At 59.5% G+C, this 22,392-nt stretch carries 14 protein-coding genes, 3 tRNA genes and 3 rRNA genes; 17 read left to right on the top strand and 3 right to left on the bottom strand.

Features of this window, described 5'->3' with window-relative positions:
• The first annotated feature begins 198 nt into the window (after window positions 1-198).
• The 3 genes from GCU68_RS04520 (at window position 199) to GCU68_RS04510 (ending at window position 3,172) form a co-directional block, all read left to right on the top strand.
• Complete coding sequence (locus tag GCU68_RS04520) at window positions 199-1,644, top strand: single-stranded DNA binding protein (RefSeq protein WP_152939368.1); 1,446 nt, start codon at window positions 199-201, stop codon at window positions 1,642-1,644.
• A 66-nt stretch (window positions 1,645-1,710) separates the two neighbouring features.
• Complete coding sequence (locus GCU68_RS04515; RefSeq protein WP_152939366.1) at window positions 1,711-2,142, top strand: histone family protein; 432 nt, start codon at window positions 1,711-1,713, stop codon at window positions 2,140-2,142.
• Window position 2,143: 1 nt separating this feature from the next.
• Entirely contained in the window at window positions 2,144-3,172 is a 1,029-nt protein-coding gene (locus GCU68_RS04510) for a histone deacetylase family protein (protein WP_152939365.1), read from the top strand.
• Window positions 3,173-3,219: 47 nt separating this feature from the next.
• On the opposite strand, the gene cca is transcribed toward GCU68_RS04510, so the two are convergent.
• Window positions 3,220-4,644, bottom strand: coding sequence for a CCA tRNA nucleotidyltransferase (gene cca / locus GCU68_RS04505; RefSeq protein WP_152939363.1), 1,425 nt, complete (start codon window positions 4,642-4,644; stop codon window positions 3,220-3,222).
• Between the two features lie 95 nt (window positions 4,645-4,739).
• Here cca and GCU68_RS04500 point away from each other — a divergent pair.
• A tRNA-Asn gene (locus GCU68_RS04500) sits at window positions 4,740-4,812 on the top strand.
• 167 nt (window positions 4,813-4,979) lie between these two features.
• Here the strand turns inward: GCU68_RS04500 and GCU68_RS04495 are convergent.
• Window positions 4,980-6,470, bottom strand: a complete 1,491-nt coding sequence (locus tag GCU68_RS04495; RefSeq protein WP_152939361.1) for a right-handed parallel beta-helix repeat-containing protein — start codon at window positions 6,468-6,470, stop codon at window positions 4,980-4,982.
• A 363-nt stretch (window positions 6,471-6,833) separates the two neighbouring features.
• Here GCU68_RS04495 and GCU68_RS04490 point away from each other — a divergent pair, with 363 nt between their 5' ends.
• The 12 genes from GCU68_RS04490 (at window position 6,834) to GCU68_RS04435 (ending at window position 20,435) form a co-directional block, all read left to right on the top strand.
• Window positions 6,834-7,298, top strand: coding sequence for a group I intron-associated PD-(D/E)XK endonuclease (locus GCU68_RS04490; protein WP_152939359.1), 465 nt, complete (start codon window positions 6,834-6,836; stop codon window positions 7,296-7,298).
• A 353-nt stretch (window positions 7,299-7,651) separates the two neighbouring features.
• Entirely contained in the window at window positions 7,652-8,938 is a 1,287-nt protein-coding gene (locus tag GCU68_RS04485) for a CobW family GTP-binding protein (protein ID WP_152939357.1), read from the top strand.
• Between the two features lie 121 nt (window positions 8,939-9,059).
• On the top strand, window positions 9,060-9,656 hold the full coding sequence (locus tag GCU68_RS04480; protein ID WP_152939355.1) for a MogA/MoaB family molybdenum cofactor biosynthesis protein: 597 nt from the start codon (window positions 9,060-9,062) through the stop codon (window positions 9,654-9,656).
• A 325-nt stretch (window positions 9,657-9,981) separates the two neighbouring features.
• Window positions 9,982-10,056, top strand: a tRNA-Ile gene (locus GCU68_RS04475).
• Between the two features lie 485 nt (window positions 10,057-10,541).
• A 16S ribosomal RNA gene (locus tag GCU68_RS04470) occupies window positions 10,542-12,019 on the top strand.
• Window positions 12,020-12,155: 136 nt separating this feature from the next.
• A tRNA-Ala gene (locus GCU68_RS04465) sits at window positions 12,156-12,227 on the top strand.
• A gap of 221 nt (window positions 12,228-12,448) precedes the next feature.
• A 23S ribosomal RNA gene (locus GCU68_RS04460) occupies window positions 12,449-15,366 on the top strand.
• Window positions 15,367-15,491: 125 nt separating this feature from the next.
• Window positions 15,492-15,613 (top strand): 5S ribosomal RNA (gene rrf, locus GCU68_RS04455).
• Together the 16S, 23S and 5S rRNA genes with 2 tRNA genes alongside form the textbook arrangement of a ribosomal RNA operon.
• 615 nt (window positions 15,614-16,228) lie before the next feature.
• Window positions 16,229-17,332 (top strand): rhodanese-like domain-containing protein, encoded by a 1,104-nt coding sequence (locus tag GCU68_RS04450; RefSeq protein WP_152939353.1) that lies wholly within the window; start codon window positions 16,229-16,231, stop codon window positions 17,330-17,332.
• Window positions 17,333-17,558: 226 nt separating this feature from the next.
• A complete protein-coding gene (locus tag GCU68_RS04445; protein ID WP_264373476.1) occupies window positions 17,559-18,689 on the top strand; it encodes an NAD(P)/FAD-dependent oxidoreductase in 1,131 nt (376 codons plus the stop codon).
• 3 nt (window positions 18,690-18,692) lie between these two features.
• Window positions 18,693-19,538 (top strand): DUF1641 domain-containing protein, encoded by an 846-nt coding sequence (locus GCU68_RS04440; RefSeq protein ID WP_152939349.1) that lies wholly within the window; start codon window positions 18,693-18,695, stop codon window positions 19,536-19,538.
• A 222-nt stretch (window positions 19,539-19,760) separates the two neighbouring features.
• Window positions 19,761-20,435, top strand: coding sequence for a peroxiredoxin (locus GCU68_RS04435; RefSeq protein WP_152939347.1), 675 nt, complete (start codon window positions 19,761-19,763; stop codon window positions 20,433-20,435).
• A 270-nt stretch (window positions 20,436-20,705) separates the two neighbouring features.
• Here the strand turns inward: GCU68_RS04435 and GCU68_RS04430 are convergent, their stop codons facing one another.
• Window positions 20,706-21,014 carry a hypothetical protein gene (locus tag GCU68_RS04430; protein ID WP_152939345.1) on the bottom strand — a complete coding sequence of 103 codons (309 nt, stop codon included), beginning with the start codon at window positions 21,012-21,014 and terminating at the stop codon, window positions 20,706-20,708.
• A 204-nt stretch (window positions 21,015-21,218) separates the two neighbouring features.
• Between GCU68_RS04430 and GCU68_RS04425 the strand changes: the two genes are divergently transcribed.
• A complete protein-coding gene (locus GCU68_RS04425; RefSeq protein WP_152939343.1) occupies window positions 21,219-22,283 on the top strand; it encodes an NAD(P)/FAD-dependent oxidoreductase in 1,065 nt (354 codons plus the stop codon).
• Window positions 22,284-22,392 lie beyond the last annotated feature (109 nt).

Genomic DNA, 22,392 nt, shown 5'->3' with positions numbered 1-22,392 from the left:
TTGGTCATCCGACACGTGGGTTTATATACTGAGGCGGAGCCAGCAGGGGTATGCGTTCGGACGCGATCGCTGTCTGGCCGACCGGGCAAGAGCGACCTCGAGTGGGCAGTGTGCACCGATCATTTCAGATCGGTCGATGGGGGCAAACACGCCGAATGGACAATGCTTATGCGCGGGCTACCCATGCACGAGCATAGAATGAGCGACATCGAGGGCGTATATGAAGACCTCGAGGCCGACGTCTCTCTCGAGGAGTTTCGCGAGGCCGTCGAGGAGAAAGTCGAGCAGATGGGTGGACTCGCAGACGAGGAGACGGCGGCGATGCTCATCGCTCACGAGATCGGTGAGAGTGAGGTTGGCGGCATCGCCGACATCGAACCCGGGATGGAGGAGGCGAAGTTCGTCGCCAAAGTCACCAGCATTGGTGAGGTGCGGACGTTCGAACGCGACGGCGAGGACGAAGACGGCCGCGTCGTCAACGTCGACGTCGCAGACGAGACCGGCTCCGTGCGGGCGGCGTTCTGGGACGAACACGCCGAAGCCGCAATCTCCGAACTCGAGGAAGGACAGGTACTGCGGATCAAAGGCCGGCCCAAGGAGGGCTTTTCCGGTGTCGAAGTCAGCGTCGACAAGGTCGAACCCGATCCGGACACGGAGATCGACGTGCAGGTCAGCGACACCCACACCGTCGAGGCGCTCTCGCTCGGCCTTTCGAACGTCAATTTCGTCGGGCTCGTCCTCGATACCGACAGCGTTCGCACCTTCGACCGCGACGACGGCTCCGAAGGGAAAGTGTCGAACCTGACGCTCGGGGATTCGACCGGGCGCGTGCGCGTGACGCTGTGGGACGAGCAGGCCGACCTCGCGACCGAGTTCGATCCCGGCGCGACCGTCGAGGTCGTCGACGGCTACGTCAAAGAACGCGACGGCAGTCTCGAACTCCACGTCGGCAACCGCGGTGCCGTCGAGGAAGTCGATGCGGATGTCGAGTACGTCCCCGAGAGTACGCCGATCGAGGACCTCGAGATCGGCCAGACGGTCGACATCGCGGGCGTCGTTCGCTCGGCCGACCCGAAACGAACCTTCGACCGCGACGACGGCTCGGAGGGACAGGTTCGGAACATTCGCGTCCAAGATGCGACTGGCGACATCCGCGTTGCACTCTGGGGCGGCAAAGCCGACCTCGATATCGGTCCAGGTGACGAAGTCGCACTCGGCGACGTCGAGATTCAGGACGGCTGGCAGGACGATCTCGAGGCCTCGGCAGGCTGGCAGTCGACGGTCACAGTCCTCGAATCCGAGTCGGCGACGACCGACGAGAGTGACTCGAGTGACTCGAGCGACCAGAACGCCGGCCTGTCAGCGTTCGCGGGCGCTGACGGCGACGGTGAGATGGGCAGTGCCAGCGCTGCGGTCGACGACTCGACAGCGACGAGCGACGACACTGGCGACACGGGCGAACCGACGGACGGTGAGGAACTCGAGTTCACCGGCGTCGTCGTGCAGGCCGGTGATCCAGTCGTGCTCGACGACGGTGAGACGACGATGAGCGTCGAAACTGACGCCGACGTCGGGCTCGGCGAGGAACTAACTGCCAGAGGGGTCGTCCGCGACGGCCGACTCGAGGCAAACGACGTCTTCTGAGGTCACACGCAACCACATTGCACGGCTAGGAAAAGCGTTAAGGGAGTTACCTTCGCCTATCATTGTATGAACGTCGAACTCCCGTTCGCCCCGGTGGATACGATCATCCGGCGGAACGCGGGCGATCTTCGGGTGAGTGCCGACGCGTCGAAGGGACTTGCAACTCGGATTCAAGAACACGGCAGTGAGCTCGCGATCGACGCTGCCGAGCGAGCAACCGAAGACGGGCGCAAAACGCTGATGGCGACGGACTTTGGCGTCGAAACCGTCGTGGACAAAGACGACCTCGAGTTGCCGGTTGCACCCGTCGACCGTATCGCTAGACTCGAGATCGACGATGGCTATCGCGTCTCGATGGACGCCCGCGTTGCCCTCGCAGACATTCTCGAGGACTACGCGGACAACGTTGCCCGTGCGGCAGCGATCCTTGCGCGCCACGCTGACCGCCGGACAATCATCGACGAGGACATCGAGACGTACTTCTCGTTGTTCGAGTGAGATGCAGTTTGGTTACAGCGAGGTCTGTCTCGCACACGATCCCGGTCCGCGCCACCCGGAGACGCCGGACCGGCTACGAGCGATTCGGGAGCGACTGAAACGAAAACACGGCGTCGAGTACGTCGAGGCCGACCCATGTGACATAGAAACGATGGCAACCGTCCACGAACGGGAGTACCTCGAATCCGTCGAGCAGTTCTGTGCCGACGGCGGGGGGAACTGGGACCCCGACACAACGGCCGTCGAGGAAACCTGGGATGCGGTCCGCCACAGCGCGGGGCTCGCCTGCTGGGCCGTCGATGCGGCCCTCGATGGTCAGACGGGCCGGAAGACGCCGTTTTCCATCGGTCGACCGCCGGGCCACCATGCCGTCTACGACGACGCGATGGGCTTTTGTTTCGTCAACAACGTCGCCGTCGCCGCCCAGCACGCCCTCGATGCCGACGACCACGACGTCGAACGGGTCGCCATCGTCGACTGGGACGTCCACCACGGAAACGGAACACAGGACATCTTCTACGAGCGTGACGACGTCTTCTTCGTCTCGATTCACGAACAGGGGCTCTATCCCGGCACCGGAGCCGTCGACGAGACCGGCGACGGGGAAGGTGATGGAACGACGATGAACGTCCCGATGCCCGCCGGTACGGACGATCAGGACTACCTCTCGGCCGTCGAAGGGCCGATCGCGAGCGCACTCACCGAGTTCGATCCCGACTGCCTGCTGATCAGTGCCGGCTTCGACGCTCACCGTCACGATCCGATCTCGAGAATCCGTCTCTCGACGGAAGCCTACGCACTGATGACCGACCGACTGCGGACACTCGCCGACGACGTCAACGCCGCACTCGCGTTCATTCTCGAGGGCGGGTACGGACTCGATGTCCTCGCCGACAGCGTCGCGATCGTCCACGAGACGTTCGACGGCCGCGCCCCGATCGAGCCCGACTCGGACTGCAGCGACAAGGCCAAGTCGACGCTCGAGGACGTGGCGAACGAACACGGACTCGAGTTCGAACTCGACGACTGACGGCCCGTTTTCTGCAGTTGCCCGCGCTGTGTGGCGTCCCAATTGGCTCAAGGACGCGGCTCGAAATACAGCGAGAGCTGTTCCGCGAACTCCTCGAGCAACGTCGTAATCTCGTCGCCGAGCAGGACCGTGTACTCGTCTTCGAGCGCCGTTTCGATGTGGGCGCCGAGGCCGACGTCGAAGAGTCGATCACTCTCGAGAAACGCGCGCGCGGTGGTGAACTCGCGCGGTCGTTCGGTGACGTATCGACCGTCGTCGATGAATGGTCCATAGGCCTCCGGGTCGTCTGCGTAGGCCTCGTAAAAGCCGTCAGCGTGGCTCCGAACGTGGACTGGCGGCCCGTCGTGGCGCTCGACGGCGGGTCGCTCGCTGACGGCGAGTTCGACGAGGATCGCTGCGGTTTCGTCGGCCATCGCCGTCGCACGGAAGACGTCGAAGCCGCGGTCGTCGAGCCCCCTTGTGATCCCGTCGAGGGATTTCTCGAGTTGTGGATAGAGCTGGTCTTCGACGAGGTCCGGCGCGTCGAACCGGACGGCGACAGGAGTCGTGCCGCGGCGCTCGATGTGAGTGCAGAGCTCGGCTTCCGTAAGTGAGGCCGGCTCGACGGGATCGAACAGGTCGGCCCGTGGCGCATCGAGGAACCGGCGGGCGTAGTGTTGGAAGCGAGCGACGTTTTCGGCCGAACAGACCGCGGCGACGTTGCGCTGGGGGTCGGTCGGATCGATGACGACGAGCGGGTCGTCGAACGAGAGGGCGTCGCCCGTTTCGAGAGTTGCTCTGTGGCCTTCGGGATCGAGTTCGACCGGCGGCTGCCAGTCGGCCGCAGCCTCGAGCAACGGCCGGAAACCGCCGGACTCACAGACGAGCAGTTCGGTGAGATAACCGCTGAACCCGCGCGTCCGGAGATCGCTGCCGTACGCGCCGATTCCCTTCAGGAACTGCTTCGCGAGTCGGACGTCCGCCGTGAGGGCGTCGTCCAGGCGCGCCTCGAGATACTGGGTGTGAAACGGCGTGCGATCGACGGCTGACCGGATCTCGGTCGCCGACTCGAGGCGAAAACATGGGACGACATCGATGTCGAACCCCTCGACAGTGCCTTTGACGTAGGGGTGTTCGGCGTACTCCTCGTGGCCGTCGGGCAGCGTTTCGTGGCCGACCTCGAGGCCGTATCGCTCGAGGTCCTCGCGGTCGACCGCCGGTGGGAACCGAACGAAGATGTCGATATCGCGGTCGCCGCTGATCCAGGTGTCTCTGGCCGTCGAACCGACCTGTAGGACGTCGGCCTCCGGACAACGTTCTCTCGCAGCCGTCTCGGCTCTGTCAGTGAGCCGGTCGGCGACGTCACGGAGGTGGGCCCGTTCCGCTGCGTCCGGTTCGATGCGTTCGTGGACCGCGGCGACGACCGACTCGAAATCGTCGGCTCCCGTCCCAGCGGCGTCGTGCTCGTCGCGTTCGGTGTCCTCCTCGCTCATCGAGCGGTGGTACTGGAGCGGTGCGTGAAAGGGTGTCGAACACAGGGCGACGAAAACGAAAGTCCTATTAAATACACCCCGTTATCTGAAGATGAGCCGAAGTAGCTCAGATGGTAGAGCACCTCGCTGTTAACGAGGTTGTCCCAGGTTCGAGTCCTGGCTTCGGCGTCCAGCGATTTTCGACGGAATTTTCGGGCTAACTTGAACGCGGAGTGTTCCCGTCTTGCTGTTTCTCGTCACTCGGTTTGGGAGCACGATAGTGCCGTGCAGATACCAGACAAACAGCGACACGAAACGGACACGAGTCCGTTCGCCGTCTCGGTGGTGTCCATCGACTACCCGTCGAACGGCAGCCCTTCGTCGAGCACGTCGACCAGTTCTACGAGTGGTTCTCGCTCGCCGGTTTCGACGAGCACCTCGAGTGGTTCCGACAGTATCGGTTGCTCGTCGGTCTCGAGTGAGGTTTCGTCCGCAGTCGCGTCGGTGTAGACGACCCCGTTGATTTCGATGCTGTTGCCCTCGCCGCCAACGATCTGTATCGGTCCGCCATCGTTGCCTCGCGCGGTGTTGGCGCGCCCCCGGTTGAAACTCGAGTCGAGCAGGTTGAAGCCGGGACCGAGCGTGGGATCGACGTCGGGACCCTCGATCGCGCTCGCCCCGACGTTGTCGTTTGCGGTGTTGTTCGAGAGCGTGTTCCCATCGGACAGCGTGAGGATAACGCCACCATCGAGTCCGTTTTCGTTGGCCGTGTTCCCGACGAGCGTATTATTATCCGACTGCACGAGCAAGAGTCCTCCCTGTGCGTTCCCGTTAGCGGTGTTTTCCTCGAGCGTGGTCTCGTCCGAATCGACGAGAATGATACCGTAGAGATTAGTGTTCGAATTCGCGGTGTTTCCGGTGAGCGTATTCCCCCGCGAGTCGAACAAGACAATGCCGTCGAAAATGTTGTCGCTTACGCTGTTTTTCTCGAACGTATTAGCATGTGAGCCGGTGAGTTCGATCCCAGCGATGTTCCCGTCGACGTCGTTGCGGACCAGCCGGTTCTCGTCCGAGTCGACAAGGACGACGCCACCAGTTTCCGATGCGGGCATCCCGTTCCCGGTTGCGGTGTTCGCCTCCAGTAGATTCCCGTTCGCGCGCTCGAGTCGAATCCCGCTGCGGCCGCACCCAGACGTCTCGTTTCCACGGAGCATATTCTCGGCCGACCGGATCAGAGAGAGTCCGTACTGCGTGGCCGTCACGGCCGTCTCAGTGATCGCACCTCCCGTTACCGCCTCGAAGACGATGCCGGCGTCGAACCCCTCGACGGTGAGATTCCGAACCGTCACGTTCGAGATGCCGTCGGTCTGCGGCTGCGTGACGCCGGCTTTCTTCCGTTTCTCTTTCGCGGCCGTCAGCTCTGGCTGAACGAGTACGCCGCTGTTCGCCGGTTCGAACGGCTCCTCGAACGGATCGGTCGGCCCGCTGCCAGCGATCGTCCGCCCCTGTCCGTCGAGCGTGACGTCGCTCGCACGGATCTCGAGGCAGGTCTCGCCCGACTCGGCCTCGAGGTCGGCCGCCAGCGCGTACGTTCCCGGTTCGGTGATGGTCGTACACTCGGTGATCGAGTCGGCGTCCTGCGTCTCGTCGCCACCTTCGTCACCCTGCTCGTCAGTTTGATCGCCGTTCGAACGGGTATCTGTCGACTGCTGTTCGTCCGTTCCCGTGCGCACTGTTCGGTCGTCCGTCGCGCCGAGACACCCCGCGAGTCCACTCACCGTAACGGCGCTCCCGTAGAGATACGATCGACGTCTGATCCCTGATCCGTCGGGGTCTGAATCTCCCATGACAGTTCCATCTGCAACGCGTCGTCCTTGAGTATGCGCTCCCTTTGAAACCGGCGCGTCAGACACGTGTTCCGTACGATTACGGTGTTCAAGATCGGTAGGTTGCTGTACCGTGACGTACCTGCTCTGATCAGCGGTTGCGACCGGGAGCGTTGCCCTCGAGTCGCTCGGATACGTCCCTGCCGAGCGCTACAAGTCGTCGACGACTAGGTGAACGGCCGTGTTCGGTGCGGCTACCGTCACCAATCGTCCGCTTCTCGTGACGATCACGGCCCGCGTCAGTCCCACAGCTGTTCGAGCGCGCTTGGCCAGCGATGGCTGCCGACGCGGACGTTTATATCGAAAGCCGGGCCGAATCCGGGCATGCTCGACCGCACCACCTGCTACGAAAACCTCGAGGAGCCACAGAAACGCGGCCAGGCCACCGAAGCGATCATCCAGTCGGCGTTCGTGTTGCGCGACGTTCCGGTTCTCGTCCCAACCTACGGCACCGACGCGTACGATCTCGTCGTCGAAGTCGGTGGCCGGTTTCATCGCCTCGAGTGCAAGACGGCCTACCGATCCAGCGAGAGCACGGTTGCGTTCGAAACCGTAAGCAGCTGCCATCGACGGGACGATTACGGGCAACGTGGATACTCCGGTCGAGCGGCGTATTTCGCCGTCTACGATCCCGTCAACGACAATCGGTACCTGATTCCTGTTTCTGAGGTGACGGGCGACATGATGGAACTTCGCTTTCGAGCGTCGGCAGCTAGCCACCGCACCGGACTCGACCGGGTTGAGGAGTATCTGCTTGGTGATCAACTCGAGGACCTTCGTCGGTCCTGACGGCCGCGCAGGTGTCCTATAGCTGTTCGGAACCGTCGATCGGAACCAACGAATAGTCGAGGTCTCGTCGTCATCGATCGCACGCAGTTTGCTGCCGAACGCAGCAATCGCTTCGATGTCGGCCGCGAAGACGAACGGGTCGACACAGGAGTCGTCCACGTGGCTGTGATCTTCGGACGATCACGATTCATAGACAGAACACGGAATCATCTCGTTCGTCGATCAGCAGAACACACCGTTCCGCCCTGAACACATCACTGTTTTGCTCTCGGAGGATGGCCGACGACTGGGACGCATACGCCGGTCCGTTCGAACCGGAAGAACGACGTGAACTCGCGCTCGCAAACGAGTAAATGAGCGTTCCGGTCACCATCCTCTGTGGCGAACTCGGTGCTGGCAAGACGACGCTGCTGTCGCGGCTCCTCGAGGAAGACGAGCGCGAGATTGCCGTGCTGGTCAACGATGTCGGCGCGGTCAACGTCGACGCCGACCTCGTCGAAGCCCGAACCGATCTGACGACCGGCGAGGAAGTCCTCGCCCTCGAGAACGGCTGTATTTGCTGTAGTCTCGGCAGCGAACTCTCGCGGTCGGTCATCCAACTCTGGAAGGAACACGACTTCGAGTATCTGGTCGTTGAAGCCTCCGGTGTCGGCGAACCTGAACCGATCGCCCGCCAGTTCATCCGCGGGCCTGCGGGCGGGCCATACGATCTCGACGCCGTTGTCACCGTCGTCGATGCCCGACGGTTTTACGACCGGTTTGGAGACAACACTGTCGCAGCGCCGCCGGCCCAGCAGGGGGCAGACGAGACCGGCAGCCGGCCACTGGGCGACCTGCTGCTCGAACAAATCGAGTTCTGTGATCTGCTCGTCGTCAACAAATGCGATCTCGTCAGCGACGCCGAACGCGAGCAGGTCGTGGCACTGCTCGAGACCCTCCAGCCCCGCGCCGAAGTCGTGACAACCGAGTACGGCACTGTCGATCCCGCGATGTTGCTCGACAGTGGACGGTTCGACCTCGAGGCAGCATCCGACGCTGCCGGCTGGAAACAGATGATTCAGGCCGACGCGGCTCACGATGGGTCTCCGCCCGAGTCCAGCTCTGACGAGCACGACCACGGGGACAACGATCACAACCATGGTCACGATGACCACAGCCACGACCACCACGATCACGTCCACCCGCCGGAACGATACGGCATCGAGGTCGACACCTATCATCGGCGGCGTCCCTTCCACCCCGAACGTTTTTTGGCCGTGCTCGCCGACCTGCCGGCCGGCCTCGTGCGCGCGAAGGGGCTGTGTTGGATCGCCGGTCGCGAACGGCAGGCGATCACGATGAGCTACGCCGGCACGGAGACGTGCCTCGAGGTTACCGGCCGCTGGATCGCCAGTCTCTCGGACGAACGACAGGCAGCGTTCCGCGAAAGCCAGCCAGATCTCTCGTGGGACGAAAAGTGGGGCGACCGCGAGACGCGTCTCGCACTGATCGGTCGACACCTGTCGATGGACGATCTGCGTGCCCGACTCGACGACTGTCTGCTGACTGATGCCGAGATGGACGCCGAGTGGTCGTCCCTCGAGAACCCCGCACCCACGGGGATGGGCGATACGACGGTTGTTGGCGACGACGGCTCGTGACTCGCCTCGGCTGTGCCAGTCGGGGATACGTCCAGTGAACTAATCGGCGTCACCGAGACCGATGGGACCGGGTTCTGCCGAGAGGGGAGGGATTATCGCCCTTCAGCATGGATGATACAGTATGACAGCCGATAAAGACGATCGCAGAACGACGGATGATCACGGACACGACATCATCGACCCACTGTACGTCGGTATCGTCACGGTCTCGAGTTCGCGAGCACAGGCAGCCGAGAACGACCCTGACGACCCCGGTGGGGATACCATTCAGGAGTGTTTTGAGGACGCAGGCCACGAGGTACGCGAGCGACTACTGGTTCGGGATGACTATTCGGCGATCCGAACGGCCGTTCGTGGGCTCGTTGCCCGCCGGGACATCGACGTCGTCCTCACGACCGGCGGAACGGGCGTCACTGCCGACGATGTCTCACCGGAGGCAGCCGAGTCGCTGTTCGAGCGCGAGCTGCCCGGCTTCGGCGAGCTGTTCCGTTCGCTGTCTTGGGACGAAGTCGGCACCCGCGCAATGGCCTCTCGAGCCACGGCCGGCATCGCCGTCGAGACGCCAGTGTTCTGTCTCCCCGGGAGCACGAACGCCTGTCGGACCGCCTGTGAGAAGCTCATCGTCCCCGAAACGCCCCACCTCGCGGGACTCGCGACGGCCCATCGCGTCGACGCGACCGACCAGTCACTCGCTGAGTACGGGGCCAACGACGAGTAGCGACTAGTCGCTTTTGGTCACGGAGAGTGCGAGGATCGAACCCGACCATGCACGTTCTGTTTTTAGATACAGTGAGAAAATCTATCCTATTGGACGTTTGACGAACCATCCCGAACGGATTTATGACTCTCGGTATCGTATGCTATCAGATTGACGTGGAGATCGAACTTGACCTCCAAGCAGGAGACCGACCTCGAGACGAACTCGAATCGGAACTGGATAAAGAGGTGTTCGTAGCGCTCGCATAAGCCGCTCGAGACGGAGCGTTTTTTGGGAAAATCGGACAGCAAGGATTAACTATCGCGCACGTTTTCCCTCGAGTGGAGGGCCCTTAGCTCAGTCTGGTTAGAGCGCTCGGCTCATAACCGAGTGGTCGATGGTTCGAATCCGTCAGGGCCCATTCGAACCTGTTGCTGATGAGATCCGCGTGAGATGACGCTTGTGCCTCAGATCAGAGAGGACATGTTTCTGCATTGGGGATCGTTCCTATCCGCTCCACTCTCTTTTCTCGGTGCGCTCCAGTGCCCGTTTGGGTACTTCCTTGAGCGAGCACGATTTCGAGGATGAGTTTGCAGAACGTACACTGAACACGTTACAAGTAGACGATAATTCGGTTCGGATACCCGCTTGGGACTGACTATCTTTGAAGTTACGGTTCGAAGGCCTTATGTATGAACCGGGGGTTATCGGTATAATACGCAGAAGATGAGGACCTCACCCCTGTGGTCCGCCATACAGAGGGGGTCTGATGTTAGCCTTGGTAGTTCGGTGTCGCCTGATCGGTCGACGATCTAGGGTCACCGAACGTGGACCCATTTATGTGTGAGTGTGTATCTTAACATTCACCGCCAAGAACCCTCCCGACAATGGTCGGGAGTATATAGCATTCCGGTTGATCCTGCCGGAGGTCATTGCTATTGGAGTCCGATTTAGCCATGCTAGTTGTACGAGTTTGGACTCGTAGCAGATAGCTCAGTAACACGTGGTCAAACTACCCTATGGATCCGGATACCCTCGGGAAACTGAGACTAATCCGGAATACGATTCTCAGGCTGGAACTGCAGAGAATCAGAAACGCTCCGGCGCCATAGGATGTGGCTGCGGCCGATTAGGTAGACGGTGGGGTAACGGCCCACCGTGCCAATAATCGGTACGGGTTGTGAGAGCAAGAGCCTGGAGACGGTATCTGAGACAAGATACCGGGCCCTACGGGGCGCAGCAGGCGCGAAACCTTTACACTGCACGCCAGTGCGATAAGGGGACTCCGAGTGCGAGGGCATATAGTCCTCGCTTTTTGTAACCGTAGGAAGGTTACAGAATAAGTGCTGGGCAAGACCGGTGCCAGCCGCCGCGGTAATACCGGCAGCACGAGTGATGACCGCTATTATTGGGCCTAAAGCGTCCGTAGCTGGCCGCGCAAGTCTATCGGGAAATCCGCACGCCTAACGTGCGGGCGTCCGGTGGAAACTGCGCGGCTTGGGACCGGAAGACCAGAGGGGTACGTCTGGGGTAGGAGTGAAATCCCGTAATCCTGGACGGACCGCCGGTGGCGAAAGCGCCTCTGGAAGACGGATCCGACGGTGAGGGACGAAAGCTCGGGTCACGAACCGGATTAGATACCCGGGTAGTCCGAGCTGTAAACGATGTCTGCTAGGTGTGTGTGTGTCACAAACTACGAGTTTGTGATGTGCCGTAGGGAAGCCGTGAAGCAGACCGCCTGGGAAGTACGTCCGCAAGGATGAAACTTAAAGGAATTGGCGGGGGAGCACTACAACCGGAGGAGCCTGCGGTTTAATTGGACTCAACGCCGGACATCTCACCAGCATCGACAATGTGCAGTGACGGTCAGTGTGATGAGCTTACCTGAGCCATGAGAGGAGGTGCATGGCCGCCGTCAGCTCGTACCGTGAGGCGTCCTGTTAAGTCAGGCAACGAGCGAGACCCGCATGCCTAATTGCCAGCAGTACCCTTGTGGTAGCTGGGTACATTAGGGAGACTGCCAGTGCCAAACTGGAGGAAGGAACGGGCAACGGTAGGTCAGTATGCCCCGAATGTGCTGGGCGACACGCGGGCTACAATGGCCAAGACAGTGGGATGCAACCCCGAAAGGGGACGCTAATCTCCGAAACTTGGTCGTAGTTCGGATTGAGGGCTGAAACTCGCCCTCATGAAGCTGGATTCGGTAGTAATCGCGCCTCAGAAGGGCGCGGTGAATACGTCCCTGCTCCTTGCACACACCGCCCGTCAAAGCACCCGAGTGAGGTCCGGATGAGGCCCGGTTCCCGGGTCGAATCTGGGCTTCGCAAGGGGGCTTAAGTCGTAACAAGGTAGCCGTAGGGGAATCTGCGGCTGGATCACCTCCACAGACCGGGATCAGGACGCTGTCCTGACCCACCAGCGGTTTTCACGTTCGATCTCGACCCATCGCGCGGCCGATCGGGCACCTCAGAACTACCGAGGCTAACACATATGTCTCTGTCCGCCCGTCTGGGCGGACGTGGGCCCATAGCTCAGTGGTAGAGTGCCTCCTTTGCAAGGAGGATGCCCAGGGTTCGAATCCCTGTGGGTCCATGACTCGTACCAATCACGAATCCTCCCTTAAGTGGGCGACGGGACTGTGATTGAGTACGACTGAACTGATGCACCACTCCGCGCAAGTGTGAGTGGGAAGGGTCAATGCAGGCCGGCCGTCTACCGGCGTGCAGATGCGACCGTGTGTACGTGTAGTCCAGGCGTCCACTGGACCCGTTCCCGGGTCACGATGTTGCGACTCTGTCGCAACGCCGATCCGATGAACGTGGCTACTGTGCCAGCTGGTGGATCGCTCGGCTTGAGAGCTGAAGACGGACGTGCCAAGCTGCGATAAGCCTATGGGAGCCGCACGGAGGCGAAGAACATAGGATCTCCGAATGGGAATCCCCACCGCAATTGCTTCGCGCAATGGGGAACGTCGAGAATTGAAACATCTTAGTATCGACAGGAAAAGAAAACGTAATCGTGATGTCGTAAGTAATGGCGAATGAACGCGACGCAGTCCAAACCGAAGCCCTTACGGGCAATGTGGTGTTCGGACTGACGATCACTTCCCGAAAAACGACACGAAGTCTCTTGGAATAGAGCACGAGACAGGGTGACAGTCCCGTAAGGTCGTCGAGTACGGAACGAGTCAGTTCCAGAGTATCGGGGGTTGGATATCCCTCGTGAAGATCGCGGGCATCGACCGCGAAGACTAAACACTCCTCAAGACCGATAGCGAACAAGTAGTGTGAACGAACGCTGAAAAGCACCCCACAAAGGGAGGTGCAATAGGGCGTGAAATCAGTTGGCGATAGAGCGACAGGGCACGAAAGGTCCCGTATCGAATGAATCAGGCGCGAGCCTGTAGTAAGCCATACGGGAAGCCGGTGTTCTGTCGTACGTTTTGAAAAACGAACCAGGGAGTGTGCCTGTTTGACGAGTCTAACCCGATCATCGGGGAAGGCGCAGGGAAACCGATACGACCGCAGTCTTACGACGAGGGTCACCGTGTTCAAGCGCGGGGAGTCAAACGGGCACGACCCGAAACCGGACGATCTAGGCGTGGACAAGGTGAAGCGTGCCGAAAGGCACGTGGAGGCCTGTTAGAGTTGGTGTCCTACAATACCCTCTCGTGATCTACGTCTAGGGGTGAAAGGCCCATCGAGTCCGGAAACAGCTGGTTCCAACCGAAACATGTCGAAGCATGACCTCTGCCGAGGTAGTTCGTGGGGTAGAGCAACGGATTGGGGGACCGCACTCCGAGAGGAGTGCGCCCCCCTGTCCAACTCCAAACCTACGAACGTCGTTTGACGCAGGGAGTCCGGTGCGCGGGGTAAGCCTGTGTACCGTGAGGGAGACAACCCAGAGCTGGGTTAAGGTCCCCAAGTGTGGACTAAGTGCGATCGAAGGTGGTCTCAAGCCCTAGACAGCCGGGAGGTGAGCTTAGAAGCAGCTACCCTCTAAGAAAAGCGTAACAGCTTACCGGCCGAGGTTTGAGGCGCCCAAAATGATCGGGGCTCAAGTCCACCACCGAGACCTAGCGGCATCCGTAAGAGGATGATTCCGTAGGTTGGCGTGCTGTTCGGGCGGAAGCATGGTCGAGAGATCATGTGGACCGTGCAGTAACGAAAATCCTGGTCATAGTAGCAGCGTTAGTCGGGTTAGAACCCCGACGGCCGAACGAGTAAGGGTTCCTCAGCAATGCTGATCAGCTGAGGGTTAGCCGGTCCTAAGTCAGCCCGTAAGTCGAAGCTGACAACAGGGAAATAGGTTAATATTCCTATGCCAGTGTGCATCAAAGCCGACGCTTTGGGCCGCCTGAGCCGGGCTTTCGCCCGTCGAACTGTCGAAGTTCGTGGAAGCCGTAATGGCACGAAGCGACCGAATGACAGGATAGCGCAAGTCAGGTCAACCTAGAGCCCGTGAAAAGGTGAGCACACTGTCCGTACCGAGATCCGACACAGGTACTCGTGGCGGCGAAAGCCAAGGTCTGTCGGGAGCAACCGACGTTAGGGAATTCGGCAAGTTAGTCCCGTACGTTCGCAATAAGGGATGCCTGCCTCGCGAAGAGGCAGGTCGCAGTGACTCGGGCGCTCCGACTGTCTAGTAACAACATAGGTGACCGCAAATCCGTAAGGACTCGTACGGTCACTGAATCCTGCCCAGTGCGGGTATCTGAACACCCCTTACAAGGGGACGAAGGACCCGTTAACGGCGGGGGTAACTATGACCCTCTTAAGGTAGCGTAGTACCTTGCCGCTTTAGTAGCGGCTTGCATGAATGGATCAACGAGAGCGCCACTGTCCCAACGTTGGGCCCGGTGAACTGTACGTTCCAGTGCGGAGTCTGGAGACCCCCAAGGGGAAGCGAAGACCCTATAGAGCTTTACTGCAGGCTGTCACTGAGACGTGGTCGCCATTGTGCAGCATAGGTAGGAGGCGTTACACAGGTACCCGCGCTAGCGGGCCACCGAGCCAGCATTGAAATACTACCCGATGGTGACTGCGACTCTCACTCCTGGCGGAGGACACTGGTAGCCGGGCAGTTTGACTGGGGCGGTACGCGCTTGAAAAGATATCGAGCGCGCCCCAAGATTTCCTCACTCGGGTCGGAGACCCGAGGAAGAGCGCAAGAGCAAAAGGAAGTCTGACAGTGTCCGGCACAACGACGGACGCTGACGCGAAAGCGTGGTCTAGCGAACCAATTCGGCTGCTTGATGCGGCCAATTGCTGACAGAAAAGCTACCTTAGGGATAACAGAGTCGTCACCCGCAAGAGCACATATCGACCGGGTGGCTTGCTACCTCGATGTCGGTTCCCTCCATCCTGCCCGTGCAGAAGCGGGCAAGGGTGAGGTTGTTCGCCTATTAAAGGAGGTCGTGAGCTGGGTTTAGACCGTCGTGAGACAGGTCGGCTGCTATCTATTGGGGGTGTGCGGTATCTGACGAGAACGTTCGTATAGTACGAGAGGAACTACGAATGGGTGCCACTGGTGTACCGGTTGTTCGAAAGAGCACGTGCCGGGCAGCCACGCACCACGGGGTAAGAGCTGAACGCATCTAAGCTCGAAACCCACTTGGAAAAGAGATACCATCAAGGCCACTCGTAGAAGACGAGATCGATAGACTCGGGATGTACGCGCCAAGGCAACGAGGCGTTGAGTCCGCGAGCACTAATCGGCCAAGCCACACAATCATATTACATCGCATTGGATCCGTGACGCGTGAACGGGTCCGGACGCAAACTGGACTACACGTACATACGGTCAGAGAGACCACCGATACTGGTGTGACGACGGTTCGATTCCGTTGATCGGCGTTACGGCGGCCACAGCGGCGGGGTTCCTCCCGTACCCATCCCGAACACGGAAGATAAGCCCGCCTGCGTTACGGTGAGTACTGGAGTGCGCGAGCCTCTGGGAAACTCGTTTCGCCGCCTCCATTCATACTTCATTTACCCCAACGAGCCACAGCTATGGCTGGTTGAGGTTTTTGTATTTGTACAGTCTATTCTTTGCTTGTGTCATTATTCCCTCGAGTAATGTCGAAGATCTGGTTGTACTGAAAGGCCGGTGTCGGCCCAATAAGCAGTCTTTGGTTACCGTTCGTAAGAGGTGAATACGTGAACGGCAATTACGTATTACCCCGATTCCGAAATCAGTATGCTGGTTTATTGTTCGAACAATCGACTCTGAGAGAAAGTGGTCTAATTCAATCACACGACGGTCTCTTGTACCTCAAAATTCTGTCGCATTCTCCACTATCTAGCTCAACCCCCAAAACGAACTCTCGCGGAAGTCGTTTCGAACTTTCCACTCGCGAGACGCAGTTTCGAAACTGTTCTGCTGACAGCTGACGTTCGACCGGCAAAGAAGGTGAAATTATTGGGCATACTTATTTTGGGTTACAGCAGTACGGGTGTAAGACAACGTGCAATATTTTCACAACTTTGTTGCCAGTACTCGAGTCGAGTCAGGCAAATATGCCCGTACGAAGTGTCTAAAGCAGTGACGAAAGAATTGTATATTCGGGTGCACTATCCCATCCTAGACCAGCCATGGCGGATAACCAGACCGAAGCCGCACTCGAGGATTTGCCGCCGAGTTCAAAGTTCATCTATAAGACGCTCGAGGATAGCGGGCCGATGACGCTCAAGGGATTGACTGAGGAGACGATGCTTTCCTCGCGGACGGCTCGGTATGGATTGGACCAACTCGATGAGGCTGGACTGATCGCGTCATCGCCTGCACTCCACGATGGGCGACAGACGTGTTACAAGCTTGCAACTGATTCGTGTGGAGATCGAAGTGAGGCAGGATCCTCGGTCGTCGTCTCACCTGAATGGGTTGAACAACAACTGTCGGAGTTTGAGCGAGATGATCCGGAACTTCGCCTCGTCGAGGCAGACGACGAGTACGGACAGGCGCATATCCCGGGAGCAGTCCAAATCGATGTGCTCGGAGACCTCGTCGACGTCAACGGCTGTGGGATCGCTGACAAACGCTGTTTCGAAGAGTACGTGGGGGCCCGCGGAATTTCGAACGAGAGTACGGTGGTGATCTACAGTACGCACCACAACCAGTATGCGGCGTATCTCTACTGGCTGTTCAAATATTATCGCCACACTGATGTCAAACTGCTCGATGGCGGAAAGAAGCGGTGGACAGAACTCGGCTATCCGACGACTGCCGACAGTCCTGAGCTCACCCCACAGGAGTACGACGCGCACACTCCTGACGAGCGGATTCGCGCGTACCGAACCGACGTCGAAGCGGCGCTTGCACAGGATGTTACGATCGTTGACGTTCGATCATCACCGGAATATAACGGAGATCTGACGCAGCCACCGAACAAGGATCTCCCCGAGGCTCGCACCGCTGGTCACATTCCTGGAACGGTCCATATCACCTGGTCAGAAGTCGTCGACGAAAATGGAACGTTCAAAGACCGAGCGGAGTTGGAACAGCTGTTCCGGAGTCACGATAGCGATCCCGAACGGGAGACGATCGTCTACTGCCACGTCGGGGAGCGATCGTCGATCGTCTGGTTCGTGCTCTCGGAACTGCTCGAGTACCAACACGTCTCTAACTACGACGGGTCGTGGATCGAGTGGGGGAACTCGATCAATGCGCCGGTCGAATCGGACGTTGAGGAGCCCTAAACAGGCTGAAATAGATATTCTGGTGGCGATTGATCTCGAGAGTGGACCGCTCGAGAGCGACGGCACCGTCGATGCCGATGAAGCACGCAATATTTTCTCTATCCGCACTATGGTTTCCTCTCTCACACAATTGTTTCTGAAAGACGTGTGTTTAGATGGATCAGCCTACGATATCTAGTCGTACATGACGAGAATAGCGATACTGGGTGCCGGCTCTGGCGGAGCGATGACAGCAAACATTCTCCGGCGTAAACTGGACGGTGACGAAGCGGAAATCACGGTTGTCGACAAGAGTACCGACCACTTCTACCAACCCTCGTTTTATCTCGTTCCGTTCGGGTATCTCGAGCCCGAGCAGTCACGGGATATCAAGACCCTGCTTAAGCCGGGTGTCGAGTTCATCCACGACGCCGTGACCGGTGTTGATCCCGATGCTGGGATCGTCGAACTCGAGGACAGCGATGATCTCGAGTACGACTACCTCGTGGTTGCGACTGGCCATCGACTCGATCCGAGCGCGATGCCCGGCCTGACTGAGGCGTGGGAAGACCACGACGACGTCTACCCGTTCTACCACTACGAGGCCGCCCTCGAAATGCGTGAGGCCCTCGAGGAGTTCGACGGAGGAACGTTCCTCGTCACTCAGCCCGACACGCCGATCAAGTGTCCTGGCGCGCCGCTGAAGATGACGATGCTCGCGGAGGACTACTTCCAGCGACAGGGCATCCGCGACGATGTCGAGGTCATCATGACGCGAAACGCCGAACACCACTTCGGCGTCCAGCCGTATCGCGACAAACTCTACGAGATCTGGAACGACCGTGATATCGAGTTCAAGGAGAACTTCTCGGTCGAAAAGGTTGACCCCGACGCGGGCGTCGTCTACGGTGCGGACGGTGAGGAAATCGAGTACGATCTCTACGCACCAGTTACCCCGCAGTTCGGTCAGGAACCGATCACCGACAACTCACCGCTGACCGAGGGCTCTGAGGATGGCGAGTACGTCACCATCGACAAGCACACGTGCCAGCACGATGCGTACGACAACGTCTTCGCGCTGGGTGACTGTGAGAACGCACCACACTCGAAGACGGCCGCAGCCGCCCGTAAACAGGCCCACGTCGTCAGCAAGAACCTCACGTCGGCTATCCGTGACATGCCCCTGCGCGCGGAATACGATGGCTACGCTGCTTGTCCACTACTGACAAAGAAAGGGAAAGCCCTGATTGCCGAATTCGACTACGAGGGCCCCATCTCTGCGCCTGTCGAGAGCAAGATGAACTGGATCATGGACGTCAACGTCCTTCCATCCGTCTACTGGGATGCCTGGATGAAAGGCTACGACCCCCTTCCGTAAACAATGGCACAGAAAGATCAATCGGTCGACGGCGACTTCGACGGCACTGCCTTCGAGTCCGCCGAAGTAAACAAACTCGCTCGGACGCTCGAGGAAAACGACGAGGAACTCGCGGAACTACTCGAACTCCTTGTCGTCGTCCAGAAACTCTCCGAGGATCTCGCACCCGAACTTCGCGAGGCCGCACACGACTCTCGGGAGCCGATCGCGGAGTTGCGTATGGCTCTGGAGAGCGAGGACACGCTCGTCCTCGTCCAGCGTGTCGGTGAAAACGCTGACATGCTCGTCGAACTCCTCGAAACGCTCGAGGTTGCAGACGATCTCGTGCGCGATTTGGTTCCGGAACTTCAGACGATCGTTCGCGAGAACCGCGAGACGCTCGCCCGACTGCGAGTTGCCTTAGAGCGCGAGGAGACGCTCGTTTTGCTCGAGCGACTCGGTGAGAACACCGACACGCTCATCGAGTTGCTCGAGTTGCTCGAGGTCACGTACGACCTCGCCGAGGACATCATTCCGGAAGCCGTCAACGTCGCCCGCGAGAACAGAAAACCGATCGCGGAGCTGCGAATGATGGTCGCTGGGGCGAGTGCCACCTACGCCGAGGCCGATGTCGAACCGTACCAGCTTGGACAGAACCTCGGTAATATGCTTGTCCTCGGCTATCGACTCGGCGACGAAGAGCTCGTCGACACCGTTGAGTCAGGACTGGGCGCATTCACCGAAGAGGAGCCACCGGAAAAAGTCGGTTTGTTGGGGATGCTCGGTGCGCTTCGTGATGACGACGTCCGGCAGGGGCTCGGTATCCTCATCGAGTTCCTTCGACGGATGGGGGCCTCGAAATCGAAGTAGTTACGGATTCACCCCTCTCAAAACGGATCGAACACGACGAATCGTCCTTCGACTCCTCCGCATTTTTTGTCAGTGATCGTGGTGTGTGTATGCTACTATCTGGTATGGGACGTCTGGCAGGTAGAGCAATTATTTCACGATCAACAACTCTCTCATTCGGAATCAGAGAAAATATCTTTTTGAAAAGGGATTATATTTGCTAGGATCCTAACCCCACATGCAATGTCCGAAGACGAAAGCGACGCAAGTGGTTTCCCGCTCATCGGGGATCGGTTCCCCGAACTCGAGGTAGAGACGACGCACGGACCCAAGAGTATCCCTGAGGACTACGAGGGACAGTGGTTCGTCCTCTTCAGCCACCCAGGTGACTTCACGCCGGTCTGTACGACCGAGTTCGTCGGCTTCGAGCAGCGCCGCGAGGAGTTCGAGGAACTCAACGCCGAACTGATCGGACTATCGATCGACCGCGTTCACTCGCACATCAAGTGGACGGAGTGGATCGACGAGGAAATCGGCGAGGATATCGCTTTCCCGATCATCGCGGACGAAAGCGGCGATGTCGCCGACGCGCTCGGAATGGTCCATCCCGGTCAGGGGACCTCGACCGTTCGGGCGGTCTTCATCGTCGACCCCGAGGGAATCACCCGGCAGGTCCTTTACTACCCCAAAGAGATCGGCCGCAACATCGACGAAGTCCTGCGCTCGCTCGAGGCGCTCCAGACCTCCGACGAGGAAGGCGTTGCGCTGCCAGCGAACTGGCCGGAGAACGAGAACTTCGGCGACAAGGCGCTGCTCTCGCCACCTGGCACGGTTCAGGACGCAGAGGCACGCACCGCAGAAGCAGAGCAAGCGGGCTATGAATCCTACGACTGGTGGTTCACCCTGAAAGAGCTCTAGACGCTCGAGTTCGCCACGTCACACGCACTTCGTAGGGGAGACCGTTCTGCCGTCCCGTTCGCTGGACGGCTCGAGAACGCCGCTCATCCGTTCTCGGATCTCTGTGCTCGACCGCGCCATCGCGGACTCGAGCAGTGTCAGCAGGCACACGCCGTAGACGACTTCTCGACACTCACTGGCCATTTCTTTGTGCGGATCCTATGGGCTGTTCTTATATTAACAAAATCGGCCCGAACGCGGTCCAATCCATTCTTGCTGCCGAGTCGAAAATCAGGCAGCCGTCCGATCTGTGACAGACTCGAGAGCGGCCTCCACGTCGTCATCGCTCCGTCCTGTTGCCGTCATGACCAGTGTCGCTCCGGCTGGGGTGACGCCGGCTTCATCGAGCGCGAGCGCCTCGGCTTCGGCATCCGAGAACCCGTTCTCGTAGTAGAGTTCGTTGATCCGATCGTGGTGTGTCCGAACGAGTTCGAGTGCGAGCTGTTTGGTCGCATCGTCGGTCTCGTCACCGTCAGCTGCCAGTCGGTTGATTCGTTCGGGAAGCGCGCGGGAACCCTCGCTATCGGAAGCGTCCGTCATATCCGAAACTCGGCGTGGAAGGTACTTATATGCTTCCGACGGTTCTCAGATCGATAGAGATGAATGGTATTCGAAGACACAGCTCTAGACGACGTTTCGCACCCGTTCTGTTCGCCGTTTTTCACTCGAGGACACTGCTATTGAGCGTCTAGACACCCGCTGAGAACACATTTTTATCTCCAGAACGACAGCCACTACGTACGAATGTATACGGACAACGGATTCGACTACGACGTTGCGGTCGTCGGCGGCGGGCCGGCCGGACTGACGAGTGCGCTCTACACGACGCGACTGGGTCTCGATACGATCGTTATCGACCGCGGCGGGGGTCGCGCGGCGATGATGCGCGAGACGCACAACGTCATCGGAATCGGTGAGGAGACGTCGGGAAACGAGCTGTTGCAGGCCGCTCGAGAACAGATTCAGGGCTACGGCGCGGAGTACCAGCGCGACCTCGTCGAGGACGTGACGCCCCTCGGCGACGATGCAGACGACGGCTTCCGTGTTTCGACGGGTGACGAGTCCTATCAAGTCTGTCGTGTCGTCCTCGCGATGGGCTTTACCGACAACCGCCCAGAGCCGCCGCTTCCGCCGACTGGTCGAGGGCTGCACTACTGTCTCCACTGTGATGCCTACATGTTCGTCGACGAACCCGTCTACGTGATGGGGACTGGCGAGGCCGCCGCCTACGTCGCGATGATCATGCTGAACTACACCGACGACGTGGATCTGCTCACTCGGGGCGAGGAACCCGAATGGAGCGACGAGACGGCAACGATGCTCGAGGCCCACCCTGTCGACGTCATCTCCGAGGAACTCGTCGGGATGAACAAAGGCGAGAACGGCTGGCTCGAGTCGTTCGAGTTCGCCGATGGACAGGTTCGATCCTACACTGGCGGCTTCCCGATGTACGGCTCTGATTACCACGATAACATCGTCGACGCGTTAGCACTCGAGCGAAACGACGACGGAACCGTCGCTGTCGATGACCACGGCCAGACCTCCGTCGAAGGCGTGTATGCAGTCGGCGATCTCACGCCCGGGCACAAGCAGATCCCGGTCGCGATGGGAGAAGGGGCGAACACGGGGATCGCGGTTCACAAAGACCTCCGAGCGTTCCCGCGCTCGCTCGAGGAGATCGAGTCACAGGGCGAGGTGACGGCTGCGGACGTCCCCGCGATCTCGTCGACGCTCGAGTCGACTGCTGTCGATCACGAGGGCCATGCTGGCGGTCCCGACGAGCAGTCTCTGACCGCGTCCGACGACTGAGGCGGGCTGCTGTCACGGGCCTTTGTGTATCACTTCAGTCCACAGCGTACTCAAACTGCCGACTGACTTGTTGACTCTGCCAAAATATGAATGCGAGTCATTTACATTC

This window comes from Natronorubrum aibiense (genome assembly GCF_009392895.1).
GTDB classification, from domain to species: Archaea; Halobacteriota; Halobacteria; order Halobacteriales; family Natrialbaceae; genus Natronorubrum; species Natronorubrum aibiense.
This window is presented reverse-complemented; position numbering and strand designations above follow the sequence as displayed.